The 23,321-nt window shown below is 70.4% G+C and carries 16 protein-coding genes; 7 read left to right on the top strand and 9 right to left on the bottom strand.

Annotated features, from left to right (window positions below):
* Positions 1–2: 2 nt before the first annotated feature.
* The 5 genes from IG98_RS0116850 to IG98_RS0116830 form a co-directional block, all read right to left on the bottom strand.
* Complete coding sequence (locus IG98_RS0116850; RefSeq protein WP_030912772.1) at positions 3–869, bottom strand: ABC transporter ATP-binding protein; 867 nt, start codon at positions 867–869, stop codon at positions 3–5.
* A gap of 1 nt (position 870) precedes the next feature.
* A complete protein-coding gene (locus IG98_RS0116845; protein ID WP_030912770.1) occupies positions 871–1,704 on the bottom strand; it encodes a hypothetical protein in 834 nt (277 codons plus the stop codon).
* Positions 1,701–2,402: a hypothetical protein gene (locus IG98_RS0116840; protein WP_030912768.1), complete on the bottom strand. Its 702-nt coding sequence runs from the start codon at positions 2,400–2,402 to the stop codon at positions 1,701–1,703. The genes IG98_RS0116845 and IG98_RS0116840 overlap by 4 nt, the downstream gene beginning before the upstream one ends.
* A gap of 164 nt (positions 2,403–2,566) precedes the next feature.
* A complete protein-coding gene (locus IG98_RS0116835; protein ID WP_037970549.1) occupies positions 2,567–3,640 on the bottom strand; it encodes a methyltransferase in 1,074 nt (357 codons plus the stop codon).
* 116 nt (positions 3,641–3,756) lie between these two features.
* Complete coding sequence (locus IG98_RS0116830) at positions 3,757–4,170, bottom strand: nuclear transport factor 2 family protein (protein ID WP_051752239.1); 414 nt, start codon at positions 4,168–4,170, stop codon at positions 3,757–3,759.
* Positions 4,171–4,458: 288 nt separating this feature from the next.
* On the opposite strand from IG98_RS0116830, the gene IG98_RS0116825 reads away from it, so the two are divergent.
* From IG98_RS0116825 to IG98_RS46950, 3 genes are all read left to right on the top strand, one after another.
* A complete protein-coding gene (locus tag IG98_RS0116825) occupies positions 4,459–5,991 on the top strand; it encodes an HD domain-containing phosphohydrolase (RefSeq protein ID WP_030912760.1) in 1,533 nt (510 codons plus the stop codon).
* Positions 5,992–6,319: 328 nt separating this feature from the next.
* Entirely contained in the window at positions 6,320–6,745 is a 426-nt protein-coding gene (locus IG98_RS0116820; RefSeq protein WP_030912757.1) for an OsmC family protein, read from the top strand.
* A 537-nt stretch (positions 6,746–7,282) separates the two neighbouring features.
* Complete coding sequence (locus IG98_RS46950) at positions 7,283–9,493, top strand: phosphatidylinositol-specific phospholipase C domain-containing protein (protein ID WP_169750131.1); 2,211 nt, start codon at positions 7,283–7,285, stop codon at positions 9,491–9,493.
* A gap of 121 nt (positions 9,494–9,614) precedes the next feature.
* On the opposite strand, the gene IG98_RS46945 is transcribed toward IG98_RS46950, so the two are convergent.
* Together IG98_RS46945 and IG98_RS0116805 are read right to left on the bottom strand one after the other, a co-directional pair.
* On the bottom strand, positions 9,615–10,529 hold the full coding sequence (locus tag IG98_RS46945) for a hypothetical protein (protein WP_030912751.1): 915 nt from the start codon (positions 10,527–10,529) through the stop codon (positions 9,615–9,617).
* Positions 10,513–11,103: an RNA polymerase sigma factor gene (locus IG98_RS0116805; RefSeq protein WP_245651593.1), complete on the bottom strand. Its 591-nt coding sequence runs from the start codon at positions 11,101–11,103 to the stop codon at positions 10,513–10,515. The genes IG98_RS46945 and IG98_RS0116805 overlap by 17 nt, the downstream gene beginning before the upstream one ends.
* A gap of 182 nt (positions 11,104–11,285) precedes the next feature.
* On the opposite strand from IG98_RS0116805, the gene IG98_RS0116800 reads away from it, so the two are divergent.
* Positions 11,286–13,028: a glycerol-3-phosphate dehydrogenase/oxidase gene (locus tag IG98_RS0116800; protein ID WP_030912746.1), complete on the top strand. Its 1,743-nt coding sequence runs from the start codon at positions 11,286–11,288 to the stop codon at positions 13,026–13,028.
* 142 nt (positions 13,029–13,170) lie between these two features.
* On the opposite strand, the gene IG98_RS0116795 is transcribed toward IG98_RS0116800, so the two are convergent.
* Complete coding sequence (locus IG98_RS0116795; protein ID WP_030912745.1) at positions 13,171–16,077, bottom strand: M36 family metallopeptidase; 2,907 nt, start codon at positions 16,075–16,077, stop codon at positions 13,171–13,173.
* Positions 16,078–16,279: 202 nt separating this feature from the next.
* Complete coding sequence (locus tag IG98_RS0116790) at positions 16,280–18,346, bottom strand: beta-propeller domain-containing protein (RefSeq protein WP_037970547.1); 2,067 nt, start codon at positions 18,344–18,346, stop codon at positions 16,280–16,282.
* An 89-nt stretch (positions 18,347–18,435) separates the two neighbouring features.
* Here IG98_RS0116790 and IG98_RS0116785 point away from each other — a divergent pair, with 89 nt between their 5' ends.
* From IG98_RS0116785 to IG98_RS0116775, 3 genes are all read left to right on the top strand, one after another.
* Positions 18,436–20,001 carry a succinic semialdehyde dehydrogenase gene (locus IG98_RS0116785; protein WP_030912740.1) on the top strand — a complete coding sequence of 522 codons (1,566 nt, stop codon included), beginning with the start codon at positions 18,436–18,438 and terminating at the stop codon, positions 19,999–20,001.
* A gap of 144 nt (positions 20,002–20,145) precedes the next feature.
* A complete protein-coding gene (locus tag IG98_RS0116780) occupies positions 20,146–21,837 on the top strand; it encodes a GMC oxidoreductase (protein WP_030912738.1) in 1,692 nt (563 codons plus the stop codon).
* 70 nt (positions 21,838–21,907) lie between these two features.
* On the top strand, positions 21,908–23,299 hold the full coding sequence (locus IG98_RS0116775; RefSeq protein ID WP_051752234.1) for a pyridoxal phosphate-dependent decarboxylase family protein: 1,392 nt from the start codon (positions 21,908–21,910) through the stop codon (positions 23,297–23,299).
* Positions 23,300–23,321: the final 22 nt, after the last annotated feature.

Raw genomic sequence — 23,321 nt, 5'->3', positions numbered from 1 at the left:
CGTCAGCGGCCGGTTTCCATCAGGGCCAGGTAGCCGTCCTCCAGGGTCGGCTCGGCCGGGCGGGCGTAGGGGTCGGGGGCGGTGGGGGCGATGAGCCGGTAGCGCATTCCGGTGCCCTCGGGGACGGCGGCCACGACCCTGCCGTGCGAGGGGGCGGGGCCGGGGGTGGTCAGGGTCCACACCCGGTGGTCGGCCTGGGAGACCAGTTCGCCGACGTTCCCGGTGAAGGCGAGACGTCCCTTGGCGAGCACCGCGAGGAGACGGCAGGTCTGGGCCACGTCCTCGACGATGTGCGTGCTGAGCAGGACCGTGCGCTCCCCCGCGAGCTGGGAGAGCAGGGTGCGGAACCGGATCCGCTCCTCGGGATCCAGCCCGGTGGTCGGCTCGTCTACGATGAGCAGGCGGGGGTCGGCGAGCAGCGCCTGCGCGATGCCGACCCGGCGCAGCATGCCGCCGGAGAAGCCCTTGAGCCTGCGGTCGGCGTCCTGGGTGAGGGCGACCACTTCGAGGAACTCACCGATCCGGCGTCGCCGGGTGGTGCGGGAGTCGATCCCCTTGAGCAGCGCGATGTAGTCCAGGAACTGCCGCGCGGTCAGGTCGGGGTAGACGCCGAGGTCCTGGGGGAGGTAGCCGAGGGTCCGCTGGACGGCGAGGCGCCCTGCGGTGGTGGCGATGTCGTGGCCGCCGATGTGGACCGTCCCCGAGGTGGGTTTGAGCAGCCCCGCCAGGATGCGTATGAGGGTGGTCTTGCCCGCCCCGTTGGAGCCGAGCAGCCCGTACATGCCGGTCGGCACGTCGAGGTCGAGCCCGTCGAGGGCGTGTACGCCACCCCGGTAGGTCTTGGTCAGGCGGGAGATTTCGATGCGCATGTCAGGACTCCGTCCGGATGGCGTGGAGACGGGCGAGGGAGAGGACGGAGACCGCGAGCACGAGCATCACGCCGATCCACAGGAGGGCGACGGCCACGCCGGCCTCGGGCCGCAGGAAGTTCAGCGCGGCCTCGGAAACGGGGCCGTAGGTGTAGTAGTCGGGTGCCACGAGGACGTCCGGTGGTTGCTGTGCCGGCCGGTAGCCGAAGAGGCCATAGGCCACGTACCGGCTGTTGGGCGAGAGGATGCTGTCGGCCAGGGTGGGCATCATCCTCGGAGGGATGAGATTTCCCCAGAACCAGTAGACGACGAACAGCACCTGGAACAGCATCGGCGGCATCAGCAGAGGACCGGCCAGGGCGAGCGCTCCGACGAAGAGCAGCGCGGGCACGGTGGTCGTCACGAAGACCGCCACCGCCCAGCCCAGCGCGGAGGGCTCGCCCTCGGTGATCGCGTAGGCCACGGCCCGGCCGAAATAGGCGAGCGCGAACGGTACGGCGGTGGCCGCGCATGTGCCGAGGTATTTGCCGATCAACCGGCTGGTGTGACCGGTCGGGGTCGCGTCCAGGACCCCGACGACGCCGAGCCGCCGGTCACGGATGAGCCGGTCGGCGAGCAGGCATCCGTAGACGATGGGCAGCAGGAGCATGAGCAGGTCGGCCGACACGATCATGGCCGTTGTCGGGTCGTGCCGGTCGACGCCCGCGCCCATGCTCAGCTCCGCGTACGGCTGGCCAAAGGTGACGACGATCACCGCGAAGGTCAGCCCGTAGACGATCCACAGGACGGGCCGGCGGATCTGCATGAGGAACTCGTAGCGGAAGGTCGCGATCACTCCTTCTCACCCCCGAGAGTCCGCTCGGCGTCGCCGAGCAGCGGCCAGGCCGCGGCGGCGAGCAGTAGAGCGGTCGCCAGCAGGGTCAGCCGGTTGGGCAGCCACTCGTCGGGCGCCGTCCCGTACGTGGTGGCGAACATGTGGAACAACCGGAGCATCGGGTTCTCCTGAAAGAGGTGCGCGAGCATCTGTTCGAACAACCAGACGAACGAGACGATCGCGGTGGCGGCGGCGGCGCTACGAAGCGCGGCCGCGACGAGCAGGCCCAGGGCCGTCAGCCAGAGCATGGGAGACAGCCAGGCGAGTTGCCCGGCCAGGCCGTGGGACGCGGCTGGCAGCAGGTCCCACCAGCCGGTGACGACCAGCAGCGCCGAGACGACCAGGGCGCACAGGGCCGTCCACCCGACCATCACTCCCAGGCGGCGCAGCAGGGTCGCGCGGTACCCCACGGGCAGGGTGAGCTGCAGTTCCACCGCGCGGTCCCTGCCGATCAGCGAGGCGGCGGCGATGCCGGCCAGGAGCGGGATCCCCGTTTCCAGGATCGTCATCAGGAACCACGCGGTGTTCCCCTCCCGCGAGCCGAGCCGCGTGCCGAAGGCGACGAGGAACACGACGAGCAGGACAAGTGCCGGTGGGGCCAGCAGGGCCGCGGGACCGGCCCTTTTCATCTCGTGCGACCAGAGGCCGAGTGATCTCATGACCGGTGAGTAGCGTGGGTAAGCCGGATCGGTTCATTCCCGTCTGCGGGAAGGGCTGCTGTCCGTGGCCGTGCAAAAGTGGCTCTGGCGCAGAGAGCGGAGGTCCTTGGCTACTCGCCACATGGGCCGGCGCTTGCCACGTACGCCATCAAACACCTCTTAACTTAACGAACTACTACCAGCCGGGGTTGGACGGGGACGAGCTCCAGGACGGAGACCAGGGACGCGGATGGCATGGTTCTGGTCGGCGTCAGTCCGGCCTGCTCGAAGAGGTTCTCGTATTCGTTGAGGCTGCGTTCGCGTCCGGTGGACAGCGCCAGCATGTTGAGGTCCATCAGCGGTCCCAGGCCGGGTGTGCCCACCTTGTCGATGAGAAGTTCCATCACCAGTACGCGTCCACCGGGCCTGAGGGCTTTTCGGCAGTTGCGCAGGATGCGCACGCAGGCGTCGTCATCCCAGTCGTGCAGGACGAACTTGAGCAGGTGCACGTCCCCGAAGGGCACCTCCTCGAAGAAGTCACCACCGACGAAGGTGAACCGGTCCGTGACGCCCAGTCTCGCCGCGGAGGCGTCGGCCTCGGCACCCACGTGCGGGAGGTCGAGGACCATCCCGGCCAGTCCGGGATGGCGCCGCATGAGCGTCTGGACGAGGTTGCCGCCGGCGCCGCCGACGTCCACGACGACCTCGGTGCCCTTGAGGTCGATCACGTCCGCCAGCTGGTGGGCCAGGCCGCGCGTCATGGCCGTCATGGCATTGGTGAAGACCTCGGCCTCTCCCGGGACCGTGGTCAGCCAGTCGAAGAAGGAGGCCCCGAGGGCGGCTTCAGCCTGGGTGGTTCCGGTACGGACCGCGTCCGGCAACCGCCCCCACGGCAGCCAGTGCGACTCCGCCCCGCCCCACAACGCCAGATCCCGCAGGGAACCCGGGGCATCGGTGCGCAGGGTGTCGAGCAGGGGCGTGCTGACGAACCGTTTCCCGTCCGTCGATGCCGCCAGACCGAGTGAGGCACACGCCCGCAGGAACCGGAAGGTCGCCTCGGGGTCCAGCGACTCCGCCACAGCCACTTCCGCAGGGGTGGCACCGTCGGCCTGTAGATGATCGGCGATGCGCAACTCGGCCGCGGTCCGCACCAGTTGGGTGACCCAATACCCGGTCATCATCTGGAGCATGCGCCCCGTGTCATCCCGAGGCGGTTCGGCGGAACCCGCCGCGACGAAATCGTGCTCGAACAAAGTCATGTGCTGCGTCTTTCACTTCGGAGATGGGGCAGAGCCAGGAACGTTCGACCGGATCGCCCCCGAAGGGGCGGGGGCCTGCCCCGCGTGGTTCTGCTCGGCTGCTGGGGAGAGCCGGTTCACATCGCGGCGACCATGATGTGGGTGTCGAGGACGGTCTCGAAGTGCACGGGGACGCCGTCCCGCAGTCGCCACACGTGCGCGAAACGGGTCCTCATCGGCTTCCCGGTCGCCAGGTTCGTGCCGCTGTAGTGGCCGAGCGCGATGACACGGTCCCCGGCACTCATGATCTCCGCAGGGGCAACGGTGAAGTCCTGCCAATCGGTGACGAAACGGGAGAACACGTTCTTGAGTACCGCCTCGCGCCCCCGGTAGGTGCCTCCGTAGTGCAGACCCGGCGGAACGACCCATTCGATCCGCTCGTCGAGTCCCGCGAGCAGCGCGGCGACGTCACCCTGGGCGAGCGAGCTGTACAACGCCTCCACCACCGGGTTCCCCGTGGCGGTGTGTTCGTCGTGCTGGTGCGTGGTCATGTGGAACCTCCGTGCTATGTCGATGGGCGGCTGGCGCGCCCCGGCGGCCCGTCTCCGCGGCGCGAAACGCGTGTTCCGAGCGCTGCGGCCAAGCTTGCGCCAGCCTCCGTGGATCCTCCTCGTAAACCGGCTGACGGACATCGGCCGATCGACCTATATCGCTGGTCTACCCCCCTCCGGGGAGGGTTCGCTCTCCTCTACGGCGCGGCTGCCGGTGCGCACCCTGCGCGTGAGGAGCAGCGTGCGGACATGTCTAAGGCGCTGGAAAGGGACGGTTACGCTTGGGCGGTGGAAGACGTCCGGTTGGCCGAGGTTCTGGTAGCGCTGTCCCTGACAACCGACTTGGCCGCGGGCATGACCTTCGAAAAGGGGCTGCGGACCTGCGTCGTCGCCACGGTGTTCGCTCGCGACGTCCTCGCATGCGACCGGGAGACCTGCCGGGTGGTCTACGAGACGGCACTGCTGCGCTCGGTCGGCTGCACGTCCTTCGCTCCTGAGCTCGCGGCGATCTTCGGCGACGAGGTGGCGTTCCAGAGCGCGCTGAAGTACCTCGATCCGGGTCTCGACGTGCCTCTGACCGAACAGTTGCTCCGGCTCGGCGACTGGACGCGCGAGAAGGCCCAGCGGTTGACGGACACGCTGACCGAGGTGCTGCCCACGGCCGGGGTGGAGGCCATGCGCAACGGCTGCGAGGCCAGTCAGGCGCTGGGTTCGGGTCTCGGCGTGCTGCCGCAGACCCTCGCGGCGTTGAACGATGTGTACGAGCGATGGGACGGACAGGGCATTCCCCTCGGAACTGCGGGCGAGCACCTGTCCTTCGCCGCTCGTGTCGTCCACGTGGCCGAACAGGCTGTCCTGTCCCATGCGAGGGGCGGCGAGCCGGCCGCCATCTCGGAGGTGGTCAGGCGCGCCGGCGGCCACCTCGATCCCGAACTGGCGCGCGCTTTCGCAGCCGACGCCCCGAAGGTGCTCGCCCCGCTTGGTGAACCCGACGCCGTCGCCTCCGCGGTGGCCGCCGAACCGCCGCCGTACGTCACGTTGTCCGCGGAGGAGGTCCCCGGCCTGTGCGCGGTTCTCGGCAGGTTCGTGGACCTCAAGAGCAGGTGGCTGGTCGGGCACAGCGAGCACGTCGCGCGGCTGGCGGAGAGTGCCGGTCGGCTGGGAGGTCTCGCCGCCGATGAGGTGACCCGGCTGCGGTGCGCGGCTCTGCTGCACGACCTGGGGCGGGCCGGGATCTCCACCGACGTGTGGGACCGGCCCGGGCCGTTGAGCACCGCTGACACGGAGCGGGTGAGGATGCACACGTACTGGACCCAGCGAGTGCTGGAGCGCGTGCCCGCGCTCGCTCCGCTGGCACCGATCGCCGCCGCGCACCATGAGCGCCTCGACGGCAGTGGCTACCACCGCGGTGACTTCGGGACCGCTACCTCCCCCGCGGCCCGCATTCTCGCCGCCGCCGATGTGTTCGCGGCGCTGACCGAGCCGCGGGCGCACCGGGACGCCTTCACCGTCGAGGAAGCCGTCGGACATCTGACGCGCGAGGCGGACTCCGGCACCCTGGACCGCGCTGCCTGCGACCTCGTACTCCAGGCGGCGGGCGAACGGCCGTCCCGGCCCCGCTTTTCGGCCGGGCTCACGGCGCGGGAGGTCGAAGTACTGCGACTGGCCGCTCGTGGGCTGACCAACCAGCAGATAGGTGCTGAGCTGTTCATATCGAGCCGCACCGTGGGCCATCACCTCGGGCACATCTACGACAAGACCGGGCGGCGGACCCGGGCCGGGGTGGCCATCTTCGCCATGGAGCAACAGCTCCTGCCCTGACCGCCGATCGGCCTTCGCCCGGACGTCGGCGGCTGAGGCGCCGACGACCAGGGGCGGTCCGTCCGCGTCCGCCAGGATGTACGTCCTGGACCCTCGGTGCGTACCTGCTGTTCGCAGCGTTCCCCATCGAGGCAGACAGACCGGCGATATAGGTCGATCGACCGATGTCCGCCGGTCGGTCCTCAAGCAAGATCTGCGGAGGCGGAGCACGAGCCCGGCCGCCGGGCTGCGCGCGGTCCGGATGGAACGAGCGGTCACACGGGCCGCAGCCGGAACCTCGGGTTTTCCACCCCTTCCGCCTACACACCGCACGAGAAAAGGATCCACTGTGGCAACCACGCGCTCAGCACGCACCTTCTGGGAAGGCGACCTGCTCAACGGCACCGGCATCGTCACCTTCGACTCCTCCGGCATCGGTGACCAGCCGGTGTCGTGGCCGTCGCGCGCCGAGCAGGCGGACGGAAAGACCAGCCCGGAGGAGTTGATCGCCGCGGCCCACTCCAGTTGCCTCTCCATGGCGCTGTCGCACGGCCTCACGGAAGCGGGCACCCCGCCCCTCAGGCTGGTCACCTCCGCCGATGTGACGTTCCAGCCCGGCGAAGGCGTCACCGGCGTCCACCTCACCGTCGAGGGCACCGTTCCCGGCATCGACGACGACGCGTTCGTCGCCGCGGCGCAGGACGCCAAGGCCAACTGCCCGGTCAGCAAGGCCCTGTCGGGCACGACGATCACGCTCTCGGCCAAACTCGTCTGAACCGGACCGGACGTCTCCCGGGGTACCGCGCGCTGCGGAAGCGCGCGGTACCCCGTGCCATGAGTACCGCCGGGGCCGGGAACATCCGAGCCCGTACGCGGAGCGGTCACGCAAGCCGTTGAACCGGAAGGCCAGGCGGCGCACAAGCACGCACGCGGCACTTCACACCACTGTGCAAGATCATCTGGTTGAGGGAACCTCACTCGCCACAAAGGACTGCTTCGCGTCCTGGTCGCCGCTGCTCGTTCCCCGCGCACGCGAGACCGTGCGCACTGGCGTGAGCCCGCTGGGCGGACCACCGGCCGTGCCCGTAGCCGCCCTCGCTCCGCCGCGGAAATCGCGCGCGGGCGGAATCGTGTGTGACAGAAAGGGCAGTGAACGATGTCCGAAACGATCAGGCGGCGCCGTGAAGGCGACGGACGCCGTAGAAGCAAATGGAGACAGGCCCTACGAAGCCTGGCCGTGCCGCTGGCACTGGCCGTGGCCGCTTCGGGGGCCGTCGTAGTGGGACCGGTCGGGACGGCGCAGGCGTCGGGTTTGGACCCGACGGATACCCGCCGCAGCCTCGAGGAGGCCTACAACAGCCTTGAGGAGAACGCCCACCTGGACTGGATGGGGGATATCCCCGGCAGCACCAGCCTCGCCAAGTTGTCCGTTCCCGGGACGCACGACACCCTCTCCGTCTACGGCGGGGACGCGGTCGAGACCCAGCAAAAGCGCGAGCACGACGACGGGAGGGGAGGTGCCCCCCTCGAATTCCAGCTCGGCGCCGGAATCCGGGCCATCGACATCCGGGTCCGGATGGTTCAGGACGCGGACAACGACTCCAAGTTCGCGGTGCACCACGGCGCCTTCTACCAGAACGCCAACTTCGACGACGTGATCCGCGAGGCGCGCACCTTCCTGACCGCGCATCCGACCGAGACGATCCTGCTCAACCTGAAGGCCGAGTGCACCGAGAAGGTCGGGTCGTGCACCGACGTCCCCCCCGCCGAGGGGCCCGAAAACGCCCCCAGCGACAACGTACGGGTCCAGCAGATCTTCAACACCTACCGCGACGCCAACACCAACCTGTTCTGGATGCCGTCGGCCACCGGCGCGGTCGACGTGCCGACCCTGGACGCGGTGCGCGGCAAGCTCGTCCTGGTCAATTTCAGCGGGCCCCTCGGCGGGAACTTCACCGGCTACGGCTTCAGCCAGCTCAACCACGATCCCTGGCCGGCCGAGGGCAGCCAGCCCAACTGCTACGTCCAGAACGACTATCTGGTGCAGACCAGCTTCGTGATCGACACGAAGTGGGAGAAGGTCCGCCACCATCTGGAGCGGACCAACAAGGAGCCCGACTGCCGGGACTCGACCCAGCCCAACCACGACAAGATGCACTACAACTGGACCAGCGGCACGAGCCTCGGGGCCTACCCGTACATCGTCGCGGGCGGCCACGGCAGTGTGACCGGGGTGAACGATTTCCTTCACCAGTGTCTCACCGGCGTGAACGACCGCTGCGGCACCTCGATCGTCAAGCGCACCGGCGTCGTGATGATGGACTATCCGGGCTTCGGCCTGGTCAACGAGATCATCGAACGCAACGCGCTGTCGGTCTTCCCCGATCTGCGGATCATGCCGCTGGGGGACTCGATCACCTACGGCATCGGCAGCAGCACGGAGTCGAGTTACCGGGCGAACCTGTGGTCACGGCTCGACAAGCGTACCCAGAGGTTGGACTTCGTCGGTTCGCAGCAGTCCGGCTCGTTGCCCGACCGCGACAACGAGGGCTGGTCCGGCGCGATGATCGACACGATCGCGCAGATGGCACACTCCTCGGTGCCCGGCCACCAGCCGAACGTGGTCCTGGTGCACGCCGGAACCAATGACATGGACCGCGGCGACGCCGCCGGAGCTCCCGGCCGGCTCGGATCCATGATCGACCAAATCCTCGGCGACGCGCCCGAGACGACCGTCCTGGTGGCCACGCTGGTGCCCTCCCGGACCGCAGGGACACAGTCCAAGATCACCACCTACAACCGGGCTGTCCGCGATCTCGTGGCGAACCGCCGCAACGCGGGCAAGCGCGTGGCACTCGTCGACATGAGCGCCGTGACGACGAGCGACCTCAACGACTATCTCCACCCCAACGACGCCGGGTACGCGAAAATGGCGGACGCCTTCTACGACGGCATCGTCACGGCCTCCCACGCCGGCTGGATCAAGCACCCCGCCAGTGACACCGGCAACGGCACGTGCAGCACCACCCCGAACACATGGTTCAAGAGGGGCCGGATCGCCGGAGGTGTCGCGAACCGGGACAACATCCGCTTCGCCGACTTCGACGGTGACGGCAAGGCCGACTACCTCGTCGTCGATCCCGAGACCGGTGCGGTCGACGCCTACATCAACAAGGGCGGCGACGTCGGCGACACCCCCGGCTGGCACATCCGCCTCGGAGTCGCCGGTGGCGTCAGCGGCGGTTCCCCGGTGGTCTTCGGGAACGCCAACTGCGACAAGAAGGCCGACTACCTGGTGGTCACCCCCTCCAGCGGAGCTGTGCACGCCTGGCTGAACGCCGGGGGCGACTCGGGTGGCACCCCCGGCTGGATCGCGCGGGGCCGCATCGCCAAGGGCGTCGGCGCCACGGCGGACGACGTCCGCTTCGCCGACGTGAACGGCGACGGCCTGGATGACTACCTCGTCGTCGACGAGAGCGGCATGGTCGAGGCCTGGATCAGCAAGGGCGGTGACCCGGCGTAACGGGACCCGCCACACGGAAGACCGTCCGGGCCGAGGAGCCCGGACGGTCTTCCGTACGGGAAGGCGGGGGGCTCGGGGCAAGGTTCAGGCGGGCCTGCCCTTCGTGTCTTGTAAGGCTGTTTCATGGCCGGTGAGCCGTGTGGGCGCGCCGGATGGGTTCACCCGTACCGACGGCGGTCACGGCGGCGAGGGTCAGGGCCAGGGCGAGTCCGACCGTGGCCGGGCTGGTCGTCCAGAAGTCCCGGAAACCGTCTGGGACAGGTAGGTCGGTGGTGGTCAGCGCGTAGAGGGTCCACACCGCCAGCCCGACGCTCGTCGCGCCGGAGGGGTTCCAGCACACCGACAGCAGCAGGCTGAGCGCCGCGAGCATCGCCATCGGGCCCAGCCAGGTGGTGATCAACGGCACCAGCCCCCAGGGTGCGGAGTTCAGCGGGAACAGTGCCAGAGCCGCCGATGCGAGCAGTGCCAGAGCCAGGTCGTAGCCGAACACCAGCGTCAGCCGGGCGAGCAGGATGACGCGCGGCGACGTCGGCGTGGCGGCGACCAGCTCGAAGGCGTCGTCGTGTTCGGGGCCGTACGACGCGGCGACACCGGCCATGGCGATCAGCGGAGCAGCGAGGGTGAGCAGGAACTCCCCATAGCCGCCCTTGGCCATGACGAAGCCGACGCTGATCGCCATGACCAGCGCGGAGGCCAGCCAGATCGCCGGATGCAGCAGTCTGGCCTCCATCGCCAGCAGCGCCCACGCCCGGTAGGGCCTCGGGGTGGCCGGGGCCACCTCCGCCTCGTCGAGTGCGGACCTCATCAGGGCGGACCTCATCAGGGCGGCGCTCACGATCTCGGGGCCGGGCGGAGGCGGGACACCGTCGTGGATCTCCCGCAGTTCGGGCCAGTCGTGGATCTCCGGCGCCTCGGATCGTCCATGGATTCCTGACGCCTCGGGCCGACCGTGGATCTCCGATGGTTTGGGCCGGCCGTGGGCTCCCGGAGCCTCGGGCCGCCTGTGGGGTTCTGCCGGCTCAGGATGGTTGTTCATCGACGCATCCCCTCAGGGTCGCTCGGGCGTGGTGCAGGCGGCTTTTCACCGTGCCGACCGGGATTTCCAGCACTTCGGCGATCTCCCGGTGGCTCAGGTCGTCGAGGAAGGCGAGGACGACCACCTCGCGCTGGGGCAGCGGCAGCCGGGCCAGCGCCGCCCGCACCCGGTCGTCGCCCACGGCCAGTTCCTCGGGGCCGGGCAGGGGGTCGACGCCGTCGGGTGGTTCGGCCGCGAAGGGAGGTGGGATGCCGCGCAGCCGGTTGTGCGCCTGCCTGCGCGCCACCCCGAACAGCCAGGTGCTGACGCTGGAGCGGCCCTGGTAGGTGCCCGCCGAGCGCCACACGGCCAGCAGCGTGTCCTGGAGGATCTCCTCGGCGGTGCCCCGATCCCCGGCGAGCCGGTAGATGAAGGCGAACAGCGGCCTGGCGTACCGCTCGTACAGCTCGGTCAGCGCGCCCGCGTCGCCGTCTGCCACCCTGGCCAGCACGCGGGTGTCGTCCTCCCGCGCGCGGGCACGTCGGCGCGCGGCGCCGAACCAGCGCAGTGCCATCCCCTCGGTTCCCCCGTTCACGCCAGGTGGGTAGCGTCGGCCCCCGGTCGGGGTTCAATCGATCTTCGGGGGCGGTTTTCTCGCTGTACATGGGGATATGGGGTGAATCTCGCCCGGTGCTTCCTACTGGTCAGTAATGGTGCCTAGGGTAGATGGGTAGATACATCGCGTAAGGCGACAAGTCGCACCCCAGGGGGTTGCAAATGACGGCGCGAATGGGCACCGCACGGCTCGGTCCTGCCGAGCGGTCCGCCGCACTGGCGCAGATGAGCGCCGAGGAACTCGACGTGGTGGTGATCGGAGGCGGAGTCGTCGGAGCCGGGGTCGCGCTGGACGCGGCGACCCGGGGGTTGTCGGTCGGGCTGCTGGAGGCGCGCGACTTCGCCTCGGGCACCTCGTCCAGATCCTCCAAGCTGATCCACGGGGGGTTGCGCTACCTGGAACAGCTCAACTTCGAGCTGGTCAGGGAGGCGCTCCAGGAGCGGGCCCTGCTGCTGCAGCGGATCGCCCCGCACCTGGTGCGGCCGGTGCCCTTCCTGTTCCCGCTCAAGCACATGGGCTGGGAGCGGCCCTATGTCGGCGCGGGCCTGGTGCTGTACGACACGATGGGCTTCTCCACCGGCCTCACCCGGGGCGTGCCCGGCCATCGGCACCTGTCGCGTACCAGGGCGTTGCGGCTCGCGCCCGCGCTGCGGAAGTCGGCGTTCTCCGGCGCGGTGCAGTACTGGGACGCCCAGGTCGACGATGCCCGCTACGTGATGACCATGCTGCGGACCGCGTCCACGTACGGGGCCCATGTCGCCTCACGGGCGCAGGTGGTGGGCTTCCTCCGTGAGGGGGAGCGGGTCACCGGCGTCCGGGTGCGCGATCTGGAGAGCGGCCGTGAGCTGGACGTGCGGGCCCGCCAGGTGGTCAACGCCACCGGCGTGTGGACCGACGACATCCAGGAGCTGGTCGGCGGGCGCGGGCAGATCCACGTGCGCGCCTCCAAGGGCATCCACCTGGTGGTGCCGCGCGACCGGGTCCACTCGCTCACCGGGATCATCCTGCGCACCGAGAAGTCGGTGCTGTTCGTCATCCCCTGGGGCCGTCACTGGATCATCGGCACCACCGACACCGCGTGGGAGCTGGACCGGGCACATCCGGCGGCGTCGCGGTCGGACATCGACTACGTCCTCGACCATGTGAACGAGGTGCTCTCGGTCCCGCTCACCCACGAGGACGTCGAGGGCGTCTACGCGGGGCTCCGGCCGCTGCTGTGGGGAGAGTCCGAGGAGACCTCCAAGCTCTCCCGCGAGCACGTGGTGGCCCACCCGGTTCCGGGGCTGGTGATGGTGGCCGGAGGAAAATACACGACATATCGTGTTATGGCGAAGGATGCGGTGGACGCGGTGGCGCACGGCCTGGACCAGCGGGTCCCGCCCTCCTGCACCGACCGTGTCCCGCTGGCCGGAGCCGAGGGTTACCAGGCGCTGTGGAACTCCCGGCAGCGGCTGGCCCACTCCTCCGGGCTGCACGTGGCCAGGATCGAGCACCTGCTCCAGCGGTACGGCTCGATGATCGACGAGGTGCTGGAGCTGATCGAGCGGGACCCGTCGCTGGCCAAACCGCTGACCGGAGCGGACGACTACCTCCGGGCGGAGGTGGTCTACGCGGCCACCCACGAGGGGGCCAGGCACGTGAACGACGTGCTGACCCGGCGCACGCACATCTCGATCGAGACCTTTCACCGTGGCGTGGCCGTGGTCGAGGAGGCCGCCCAGCTGCTCGCCGGGCCGCTGGGCTGGGACGACGAGCAGGTCAAGCGCGAGGTGGGCTACTACACCAAGCGCGTCGAGTCGGAGCGGCTCTCCCAGGAGCAGGACACCGACCAGGAGGCCGACGCCATCCGCCTGGGCGCCCCGGAGATCGTGCCGGTGGCCGGTCCGGAGGTCCACCCGGTCTAAGGCCCCGCCACCCGGCCTTCCGCCCGCCGCGTGTGTCACCGGCCGCTCCCGCCGGATCCCGCCTTCGCGCCGTACGAAGACGGGCAGCGGGTGGACGGGAACGGCTCCCACCTGGGAGGTGGGAGCCGCGGTGAGCCCGGGTTCAGCGGGTGAAGGCCTGGAACTCGGCGGCGCGCAGCTGGTCCCTGGCGGGGCTGGCGGTGCCGCAGTCGGTGGCGGAGTTGGGGTCGGCGTCCTGCTCACCGGCGTAGAGCGGGTTGCCGGTGCACTGGGTGGAGACGGCCCGCAGGGTCAGGTGGGTCGCGGTGGTGGTCGGGATCTTGAAGGACTTGATCAGCAGGTCGGCGCCCCGGGGGCGCGGCAGGCGGGTCTGGAAGGCGTCGGCGGGACTGGTGTAGACGACGGAGAAGGACGCGGGCGAGGCACAGTCCTTCCTGGTGGCGTCGCAGGCCAGGACCTCGAAGGCGCGCAGGGCGCTGAAGCGGTTCTGGCCGCCGGGGTCGGCAGGGTCGCCCACGTTGGGCCGGAGCATGGCGCTGACCTGCACCCGGCGGACCTTCACCGGGGCGGTCCCGGCCAGGTCCACGGTGACGGCCTTGCCGTTGACCGGTCCGGTGAGCGAGGCCCAGTTCGTCGCCTCGGTCTCGTCGATCAGCTTGCCGTGGTTGACGCCGTCACCCGTCGCCGTGGCGCCGAGCGCCGCCGAGGCGACGTTCTTCGGCACCGCCAGCGGCAGCGGCAGCTTCACACCGGGCAGCACCGCGAACTTCACCCGGGTGTGCCCGAACCCGTTGCCCACGACCACGAAGTCGTAGACCCCCGGGGTCATCTCGACGGTGTCGCCGAGCTCGGTCGCCGGGTCGGTGTCGGCCACCGGCACGACGCGGCCCTCGTAGTCGCCGACGTACAGCCGAAGCGCCGCGTCCTTGGCCTCGGCCAACGGCTTGAGCTGGAGCTTCCCGTTCTTCCCCGCGGGATCGACGAAGCTCGGCGTCGGATCGGGGTCGTTCGGCCCGGTGCTCGCCGCGCCCTGGCCGAGGCCGTGCTCGGCGAACGCCCGCCACATGATCGCCTGGTTGGCGCCGCCGAACCGGATGGCGTCGGCCGCGAGCAGCGCGTCGCGGTGGTCGACGTAGCTGACCGCGCCGGAGGCCATCAGCAGCAGCGCGTCGAAGGAGACCTGCGCCCAGCGGCGGTTACCGGGACACTGGTCGAGCGGGGTCTGGCCGTCGGCGCACGCCTTCTGCTTGGCCGGGGTGCCCTCGCCGTACTTCTTCAGGAACGCCTTGCGCACGTCGTACTGGGTCGCCGACCAGATCTCGCCGTCGGCGTGCACCTGCTGGCCGACGAGGTCGTAGGCGATGCCGCTGTAGTTCAGCGGTGAGGTGGCCATGTCGTAGTTGCGGATGCCCGCCTTCCTGTCGCCGGTGACGTAGCCGCCGGTGACGGAAGGGGTGTCGCCTGCGGGGCGGAAGCCGTACTCGGCGAGATATTCCATCGCCAGCAGGTCGGAGGTGCTCTCGTTCATGGCTCCGGCCTGGGCGCCGCTCCACCCGGCGTTCGGGCCGGCGATCATGCGGCCGGAGATCGCGTGGGTGTACTCGTGCCCGATCACCGACATGTCGTAGTCGCCGTCCACGCAGGGGGAGTAGAACGAGCCCGCGATCGGCTGCCACAGGTACATGTTGCTGATGGGGGCGATCCCGTCGGGACCGGTGATCTGGTTGGCGTTGTCGCGTACGCTGAGCACCCGGGCGCCTGCCTGCGCGTTGCCCTGCTCGGGGTCGCCGCCGAGACCGCCGCGCCCGCCGTTGTCGTTCTGCATGTTCCAGGCGGTCTCGGTGAACCCGAGCCGGTAGGACCAGTCGTGCATGCGGTTGTGCATGACGTGCAGGTTGGCGATGGCGGCTTCGAGGTCGGCCTCGCCGGGCTCGTCCAGGGCCGCAGGGTCACACTTGGCGGTGTGCCACCTGTTGGTCCACGGATAGGCGTACTGGCGGCTCGGCGTGGCCACGTTGCTCCGGGTGCCCACCGAGAACGCGTCGCCGCTGGCGCGGTTCTCCACGGTCTTGGCGGCGTTGCCGACGCTGGTGTTCGTCGAGGCGTCCGTGGCGTGGGTCAGGTCCCAGGCCTTGCCGGTGGCCGGGTCGGCCCCGACCAGGTCGCAGCCGGGGCCCGCGGCGGGGCACCAGGTCCTGCGGGTGTCGGTGGCGGAGTAGTCGCCCGGCGGGTTGGCGGGGAACGCCTTCCAGTTGGGGTCGTCGGGCGCGGCGTGGTGGTCCACCAGGTTCTCGCGGGTCAGGATCTCGCCGCTGACCGCGTCGACGTGGGTGGTGTACGCGGCCGGTTCACCGTCGCCGCCGCCGATCAGGACGACCTGGAACGCGTTGTGCGTCCCGTCGGGGGCGGGCACCGCCGTGGCGGTGGCCTTCTTGACGGTGGCCGTGGCCAGGTCGATCCCGCCGTCCCTGGCCGCGATCTCCAGTGCCTGCTGCTCGGTGAGCCTGGCGGCGGGCGGGGCCTCGGAGGAGCGGGAGAGCGTCGAGGTGACGTGCAGGACCTTGCCGTCCCGCACACCGACCACGACCTGCCCGTCCACGCCCGCGGGCAGGTCGCCGAACCTCTGCCTGAGCAGTACGGCGTAGCCGCCCCCTATCGGGTTGACGGCGATCTTCTCCAGCGCGTCCACCGCCTCGCCGGAGAGGCCGAAGAGGTTCTCGTTCGCTGTGAGATAGGCCCGCGCGGCCTGTTCGGGGTCGGCGCCGAGGCCCTCGGCGAGGGGGGCGGAGCCGGTGACGACGGCGGGGGTGCCGAGGGCGTTCCACCGGATCGTCGCGGTGCTCGCCGCCGATCTGGAGAGCGAGGCCGGGGGCGCGATGCTGCCGTGCCGGTTGTCCAGGTCGGGCTTGGCGCCCTGTTCGGCCTGGAAGTCGTGGGCCTTGGGAGGCTGGGCGCCGGGTTCGCTCTGCGCGATTCCCGGCAGGGGAAGGGCAAGCGCCGCGGTCGCGGCGGCGATGACGGTGATGCGTAACCAGGGTCTGGTCGACACCGATCCTCCTGCGGAGAGATGGCCGTCGTTGGCCATGCCACACGCGGATCACGTGTGTTGCGCAAGAGGTAACACTTATTCAAGTGTCATAACAAGATCTTGTAAAGGCTGATATGTCGGTGTAATAGGAGGTTCTGTGGAGCGCCCGGGGCGGTGAGGGGCACGCCCCCGGCGGTGGGCCGGGGGCGCGGATTCGGGAGGCTCAGGAGAAGGGAATCCAGGCCTGGTCGGCCAGCTCCTTCAGGTCGCTGACCTTGAGGCCGAGGTCGGAGACCGTCCACAGGCTGTCGCCGATCACGACCGAGCGGCGGATGCCCGGGTCGTAGGGGGCGAAGCGGGTATCGTTCACCGGCTTGGGTTTGGGGTGGACGATCGTGCCGGTCCTGGTGATCGCGGAATCACCGATGTTGAGGACCAGGGCGACCCCGTTGGTCTGCTCGGGGCCCGTCCAGGAGTTCAGCGGCAGGACCGCCGTCCCGGTCTTGGCCCAGTACAGGAAGGCGTGCGGGTCCCACTCGGCCTCGGAGCCCGAGTCCTTCTGGAACATCTGCGACAGGCGGCGCGGATTGGCCGGATCGCTGACGTCGAACAGGGAGACCTGGGTGCCGAGCGTGCGGCCCTTCTCGCTGGCCTCCTGGCCTACGCCGATCAGTCGCCCGTCACCCGCCGGGTGCAGGTAGGCCGAGTAGCCGGTGATCTTCAACTCGCCGGTCTTCCTCGGCGCCGCCGGGTCGCGCAGGTCGAGCGTGTAGAGCGGGTCCACCTGCTTGAACGTCACCACGTAGCCGACGGGGCCGATGAAGCGGACCGAGTAGATCCGCTCGCCCAGCCCCAGATCGCCGACCCTGCCCCTCTCGGCCAGAGTGCCGGAGTCGAGCACATAGACGGCGCTGGAGCTGTTCTGCCCGACGGTCGAGGTGGTGGCGACCCGCAGGTGCCCCTCGTGCTCGGACAGGGAGTACTGGTTGAGCAGCCTGCCAGGCACCTTGCCCGAGGCGACGTAGCGGGGTGCTCCGGCCGCGGTGATGTCGAACCGGTGGACCTCGGTCTCCTCCGGAGGCTCCTCCGGCGTCGGCGTCGGCGAGGCCGTGTCACTCGGCGGGGTGTCGCTCGGCGGGGTGTCGCTCGGTGTGGGGGTCGGTTCCGGGAGCAGGGTGGGAGCGGGATCGAGGCCCGAGGCGGCGGCCGGGGTCGCGGCGGCCGTGGGAGTGGCGGCCGGGGCCTCCTCGACGCTCGCCGGTTCGATCGACCTGGGCCACCACCAGCGCGGGTTACTGGTCACGTACAGGCTGGAGCCCGTCCCGTAGACGGTGTCGCCGTCGGCGGCCACGCTGATCGGGGCCGTCTCGGCGAGCGCCTGGGACAGGTCGAGGGTGTGCACGGTCAGCATCGACGTCCCGCTGTACTCCGCCGGGTGGCTGACCCGCTCGCAGTCGACGGTGTGGTCCGAGGTCACGCCGGTCGCGGACGTCAGCTCGTACTTCGGCAGCCACGCCTCGATCGGCGCCGTCGCGACGACCTCCGTGTTCCGCCGGGTGCGCTCGTTGTCCGACAGGTCGGGCCCGGTCTCGGGGAAGTCGATCCGCGGCTGGCTGCGGACCACGATCCGCACCGCCGAGCCGACCATCCTGGCGTCCACGTGGGAGCCGTCCGGGGTGAGCGAGCCGATCACCTTCGGCTCCCCGGACAGATCGACGAGGACGTAGCGCGGCCCCGGGCTCGGCGCGCGCTTGGCCACCGCGCCGTACGGGATGATTCCGCCGCCGGAGAAGAGCACCAGCGCCCGGTCCCCGCTGACCAGCAGGTCGGCCGGGGCCCACGCCTGCTCGGCGTCCACCAGCTTGAGCGTGCCGGTGACCTTTCTGGTCGCGGTGTCCACCACCCTCAGCACGCCGCGGTTGACGGTGATCACCCGGTCGCCGTCGGTCTTCACCAGGTCGGGCTCGTCGACCCCGGCCTCGTGCGTGTTCGTGGTGGAGTGCTCGGGCGGAGCCGCGCCGCCGACCTTGGCGGCGGAGGCGTCCGACCGTGCCTCCGCGTACAGGATCGGGGGGCTGCCGAGGCCCCACGGGCCGACGTTCTTCGCCGTCGCCGCGCGCAGCCCGGCCAGCATGTCGTCGCAGCCGCTGTAGGAGACCAGCCTGATGTTCCCCAGCTTGACCGGTGCCGCGGGGCCGGCGCCGCTCCTCGTCTCCGTAGAACTGCACGCCGTGGCGAGCAGGGCCGCGGCGAGGGTGACCGCGCCGGCTGTACGAATCGATGTCCTCATGCCACTACGACGGATCGGAGAGGGGTGTGGTTCAACACTTCGCTACCGGTGAGTAGCCACGGCACGCCTCCCGCGATTACCCTGCGAACATGGCCGTTCCCCCTGAAATGACACGGGCCCTCGACCCCCGCATGATCGAACGTGTCGTACCGTACGTGACCTCCGCCGGCAAGACGCAGGAGATCACCGCGCCGTTCACCGGCGACGTGCTCGCCGAGTTGCCCGTTTCCACCGCCGACGACGTCCGCGCCGCGCACGCCGCGGCGCGGGAGGCACAGCGGGCGTGGGCGGCGCTGCCCGTGAGGGAGCGGGCCGAGCCCTTCCTCCGCCTGCACAACGCCATCCTCGACCGCCGCGAGGAGATCCTCGACGTGGTCCAGTGGGAGACCGGCAAGGCGCGCAGACACGCCTTCGAGGAGGTGCTCGACGTCGCGGGCTGCGCCCTCTACTACGCGCGGCGGGCCCCCGGCCTGCTGGAGACCAGATCGCGGGCCGGGATACTGCCCGTCGCCACCAGGACCGCCGAGGCGCGCCGGCCCCGGGGAACGGTGGCCCTGATCTCGCCGTGGAACTACCCGCTCTCGCTCGGTGTCACCGACGCCGTACCCGCGCTGCTCGCGGGGAACGTGGTGGTCCACAAGCCCGACACCCAGACCGCGCTGTCCACACTGTGGACCATCGATCTGCTGGTCTCCCTCGGGATGCCCCGCGAGATCTGGCAGGTCGTGCTCGGCGAACCCGACGAGGTGAGCGACCCGCTGCTCGACGGCGCCGACTACGTGGCATTCACCGGCTCCACCCGGGCCGGCCGGAAGATCGCCGAGGAGGCCGCCAGGCGACTGATCGGCTGCTCGCTGGAGCTCGGCGGCAAGAACCCGATGCTGGTATTCGACGACGCCGACCTCGACATCGCGACCCAGGGCGCGCTGCGTGCCTGCTTCACCAACGCGGGGCAGCTCTGCCTGTCCATCGAGCGGCTCTACGTCCACGACTCGGTGCACGACGCCTTCGTGGAGAAGTTCGTCCGGCAGGTCAGGAACATGCGGCTCGGCGCGGGACTCGACTGGAACGTGCAGATGGGCTCGCTCTCCTCGCTGCGGCAACTGGAGACGGTCGGCGCCCAGGTGGACGACGCCGTCGCGAAGGGCGCCAGGGTGCTGGCCGGCGGGAAGGCCCGCCCCGACCTCGGCCCGCTGTTCTACGAGCCCACCGTCCTGGCCGACGTCGACGAGAGCATGGAGCTCTGCCGCGCGGAGACCTTCGGCCCGGTGGTCGCGGTCTACCGCTTCGGCGACGACGACGAGGCGGTCGAGAAGGCGAACGACACCTCCTACGGGCTCAACGCCTCCATCTGGACCCGCGACCTGTCCCGCGGGCGCGCGCTGGCCTCCCGGATCAAGGCGGGCACCGTCAACATCAACGAGGGATACGCCTCGGCCTACGCCTCCTACGACGCGCCCATGGGCGGGATGAAGGCCTCGGGGCTCGGCCGCCGGCACGGCGCCGAGGGGCTGCTGAGGTACACCGAGGCGCAGACCATCTCCAGCCAGGCGCCCTGGCTGGGCTTCGAGCCGATCCTCGGCATGGCGTACGAGAAGTACGCGGACACCCTCGCGGGCGCGCTCAGGGTCATGAAGGCGCTTCACCTGAAGTGAGGCCCCGGGGGAGTCGGAAGCACATCCGGACCACTCCGGCCAGGCCCACCGGGCCGCGACGGCGAACGTCCGTCACGGCGCCGCGCCCCGAGGTCACCTGAGCCGCCGGAAACCGCCGAAGGTCGTTACTCGAAGGGAGTCGTCGTGTTCGACTACGACGTGCTGGTGATCGGCTCCGGCTTCGGCGGGAGCGTCTCCGCGCTGAGGCTGACCGAGAAGGGCTACCGGGTCGCGGTGCTGGAGGCGGGGCGCCGCTTCGACGAGGGCACGCTCCCCAAGACCTCCTGGCGGGCCCGTGACTTCCTGTGGGCGCCGGGGCTGGGCATGAAGGGCATCCAGCGTATCCACCTGCTCCGCGGCCAGAAGGGCACCGGGGTCATGGTCCTGGCGGGCGCCGGGGTCGGCGGCGGCTCACTGGTCTACGCCAACACCCTCTACGAGCCGCTGGAGGTGTTCTTCCAGGACGCGCAGTGGTCGGGCATCACCGACTGGAAGGCCGAACTCGCCCCGTACTACGACCAGGCCAGGCGGATGCTGGGTGTGGTGCTCAACCCGACGGTCACCAGGGCCGACGAGGTGATGCGCACCGTCGCCGAGCGGATGGGCGTGGGCGACACCTTCCACCTGGCCCCGGTCGGCGTCTTCTTCGGGACCCCGGGCGTCGAGGTCGACGACCCCTACTTCGGCGGGGCCGGCCCACGCCGCAGCGGCTGCACCGAGTGCGGCGAGTGCATGACGGGCTGCCGCCACGGGGCCAAGAACACGCTGGTCAAGAACTACCTCTACCTCGCCGAGCGGGCCGGGGCGGAGGTCCTCCCCGAGACCACGGTCACCTCGGTCGCCCCGGCCGGCGGTGGCTACCGGATCGAGACGCACCGCACCGGCGCGCCCTGGCGCCGCCGCACGTTCACCGCCGAGCAGGTGATCTTCGCGGCCGGGACGTACGGCACCCAGCGCCTGCTGCACCGGCTCAAGGCCGCCGGGACGCTGCCCCGGCTCTCCGACCGATTGGGCACCCTCACCAGGACCAACTCCGAGGCCCTGCTCGGCTTCGAGCGCCCGTCGGTCAAGGGGGAGAAACTCAACCACGGGGTGGCGATCACCTCCTCCATCCATCCCGACGCCCACACGCACATCGAGCCGGTCCGCTACGGCGACGGTTCCAACGCGATGGGCCTGCTCCGCACCCTGCTCATCGACGGCGGCGGAGCGCCGCGCTGGCTCAGGTTCCTCGGCGAGGCCCTGCGCAGGCCCCACCTGGTGCCGAGGCTGTTCAACCACCGCCGCTGGTCCGAGCGCACGATCATCGCGCTGGTCATGCAGGCCAAGGACAACTCGATCACCCTGTCCATGCGCAGGGGGCTCTTCGGCCGCAGGCTCCGCTCGGGGCGGGGCCACGGCGAGCCCAACCCCACCTGGCTGCCCGCCGGTCACGAGTTCGTCCGGCACGCCGCCGAGGAGATCGGCGGCATGCCGGGCGGCACCTGGCTCGACCTGTTCGACATTCCGGCCACCGCGCACTTCCTGGGCGGCTGCGCCATCGGCACCGGGCCGGAGACCGGGGTGATCGACCCCTACCACCGCGTCCACGGCTATCCGGGCCTGCACGTCGTCGACGGTTCCGCGATCTCCGCCAACCTCGGCGTCAACCCCTCCCTCACCATCACCGCCCAGGCCGAGCGTGCGATGGCCTTCTGGCCGAACCGGGGAGAGGCCGACCCGCGCCCCGCCCAGGGCTCCCCGTACACCCGCCTGACCCCCGTCGCCCCCGCCAACCCCGTCGTCCCCGCCGCCGCCCCCGGCGCCCTCCGTCTCCCCATCGCCGGCATCACCTAGCAGCACTTCGCGCGGCGCGCGTTCGGCTCGATTGGCGGGGTGTGGTGGATTCGAGCAGGATTCCGATGTGATGTGGAATGTTGAGGAGTTCGCACGCGCGGCCGGGGTGACCGTCGACGAACTGGCCGCCTACGTGGCGGAGAGCCAGTCGGGGGCGACGCCGGTCATCCGGCGCAGGCCCCCGGGTGAGCTGGCCGAGCGGCTCGGGCTCGCCCGGTGGATCCGCGAGGGAGGGATGACGGCGGAGGCGTACCGGGAGTTCCTGCGCGACTACCTCGCCGAGGGCACCCGGATGCACCATCCGGCCTACCTGGGACATCAGATCGCCGCGCCCGACTTCCCCGCCGCGCTCGCCGACTTCGTGCACGGCGCGACCAACAACCCGATGGCGGTCTACGAGATGGGCGCCTCGGCGGCGACCGTCGAGTTCGAGGTGCTGCGCTGGATGCTGGGCAAGGTCGGGTTCGGTGAGACGGGCGGCGGGGTCCTCACCCACGGCGGCTCGCTGGCCAACCTCACCGCGTTGCTGGCCGCGCGGGCCTCAGCGGCCCCTGAGGCGTGGACCGACGGAGTGCCCGGCGACCTCGCCCTGCTCGTCCCGGCCTCGACGCACTACTCGCTCACTCGCGCCGCCGCGATCCTCGGGCTGGGGGAGCGCGCGGTCATGCCGCTGGACGTGGACGGGCTCGGCAGGATCGACGTCGCCCGCCTGCCCAAGGCCATGGAGCGGGTGCGCCGGGCCGGGCGGCGGCCGATGGCCCTGGTGGCGAACGCCTGCGCGACCGGGACCGGCCTGTACGACGACCTGCGCGGGGTCGGGGAGTTCTGCGCCGCCAACGGCGTCTGGTTCCACGTGGACGGCGCCCACGGCGCCTCGGCGCTGCTGGCCGCCGAGCACCGCCACCTGCTCGACGGGATCGAACTCGCCGACTCGCTGATCTGGGACGCGCACAAGATGCTGCGTACCTCCAGCCTGGCCGCCGCGGTGCTGACCCGGCGCGAGGGCGACCTGGACGCGGCCTTCCAGCAGCGGGCCAGCTACCTGTTCTACGGGGAGCAGGGCTTCGACCTCATCGGCAGGACCGTGGAGTGCAGCAAGGCCGAGCTGGGCCTGAAGATCTTCCTCAACCTGGCCTGGCGGGGCGAAGGCGGCCTAGGCGAGCACGTCGCGCGGCAGTACGCCACCGCGCACCGCTTCTGGGAGCTGGCCCGCGAGCGGCCGGGCTTCGAGTGCCCGTACGAGCCGGAGAGCAACATCGTCTGCTTCGGGTACGGCACCGCCGACCCGGTGGACGTCCGCGAGCGTCTGATGGCGGACGGCGCCTTCCAGCTGACCTCGGCGGAGCTCGGCGGGGTCCGCCACCTGCGGGTGACCGTCATGGCCCCGGCCACGGACGACAAGACGCTGGAGGCGCTGCTCGACCGGATCGCCGAGCTGGGGGGTTCCGCCGATCCCCGGTGAGTCCGGGAGCGTACGGCCCGGC

This window comes from Streptosporangium amethystogenes (assembly GCF_000721075.1).
Lineage (GTDB): Bacteria > Actinomycetota > Actinomycetes > Streptosporangiales > Streptosporangiaceae > Streptosporangium > Streptosporangium amethystogenes.
The sequence above is the reverse complement of the archived record's forward strand: the minus strand, read 5'-3'. Positions and strand labels throughout refer to the sequence as shown.

Bases quoted from the DNA above. Each gene is read 5' to 3' on its own strand.
- IG98_RS0116850 (WP_030912772.1), bottom strand. From the start codon at position 869: ATGCGCATCGAAATCTCCCGCCTGACCAAGACCTACCGGGGTGGCGTA.
- IG98_RS0116840 (WP_030912768.1), bottom strand. From the start codon at position 2,402: ATGAGATCACTCGGCCTCTGGTCGCACGAGATGAAAAGGGCCGGTCCC.
- IG98_RS0116835 (WP_037970549.1), bottom strand. From the start codon at position 3,640: ATGACTTTGTTCGAGCACGATTTCGTCGCGGCGGGTTCCGCCGAACCG.
- IG98_RS0116830 (WP_051752239.1), bottom strand. From the start codon at position 4,170: ATGACCACGCACCAGCACGACGAACACACCGCCACGGGGAACCCGGTG.
- IG98_RS46945 (WP_030912751.1), bottom strand. From the start codon at position 10,529: ATGAACAACCATCCTGAGCCGGCAGAACCCCACAGGCGGCCCGAGGCT.
- IG98_RS0116800 (WP_030912746.1), top strand. From the start codon at position 11,286: ATGACGGCGCGAATGGGCACCGCACGGCTCGGTCCTGCCGAGCGGTCC.
- IG98_RS0116790 (WP_037970547.1), bottom strand. From the start codon at position 18,346: ATGAGGACATCGATTCGTACAGCCGGCGCGGTCACCCTCGCCGCGGCC.
- IG98_RS0116785 (WP_030912740.1), top strand. From the start codon at position 18,436: ATGGCCGTTCCCCCTGAAATGACACGGGCCCTCGACCCCCGCATGATC.
- IG98_RS0116775 (WP_051752234.1), top strand. From the start codon at position 21,908: ATGTGGAATGTTGAGGAGTTCGCACGCGCGGCCGGGGTGACCGTCGAC.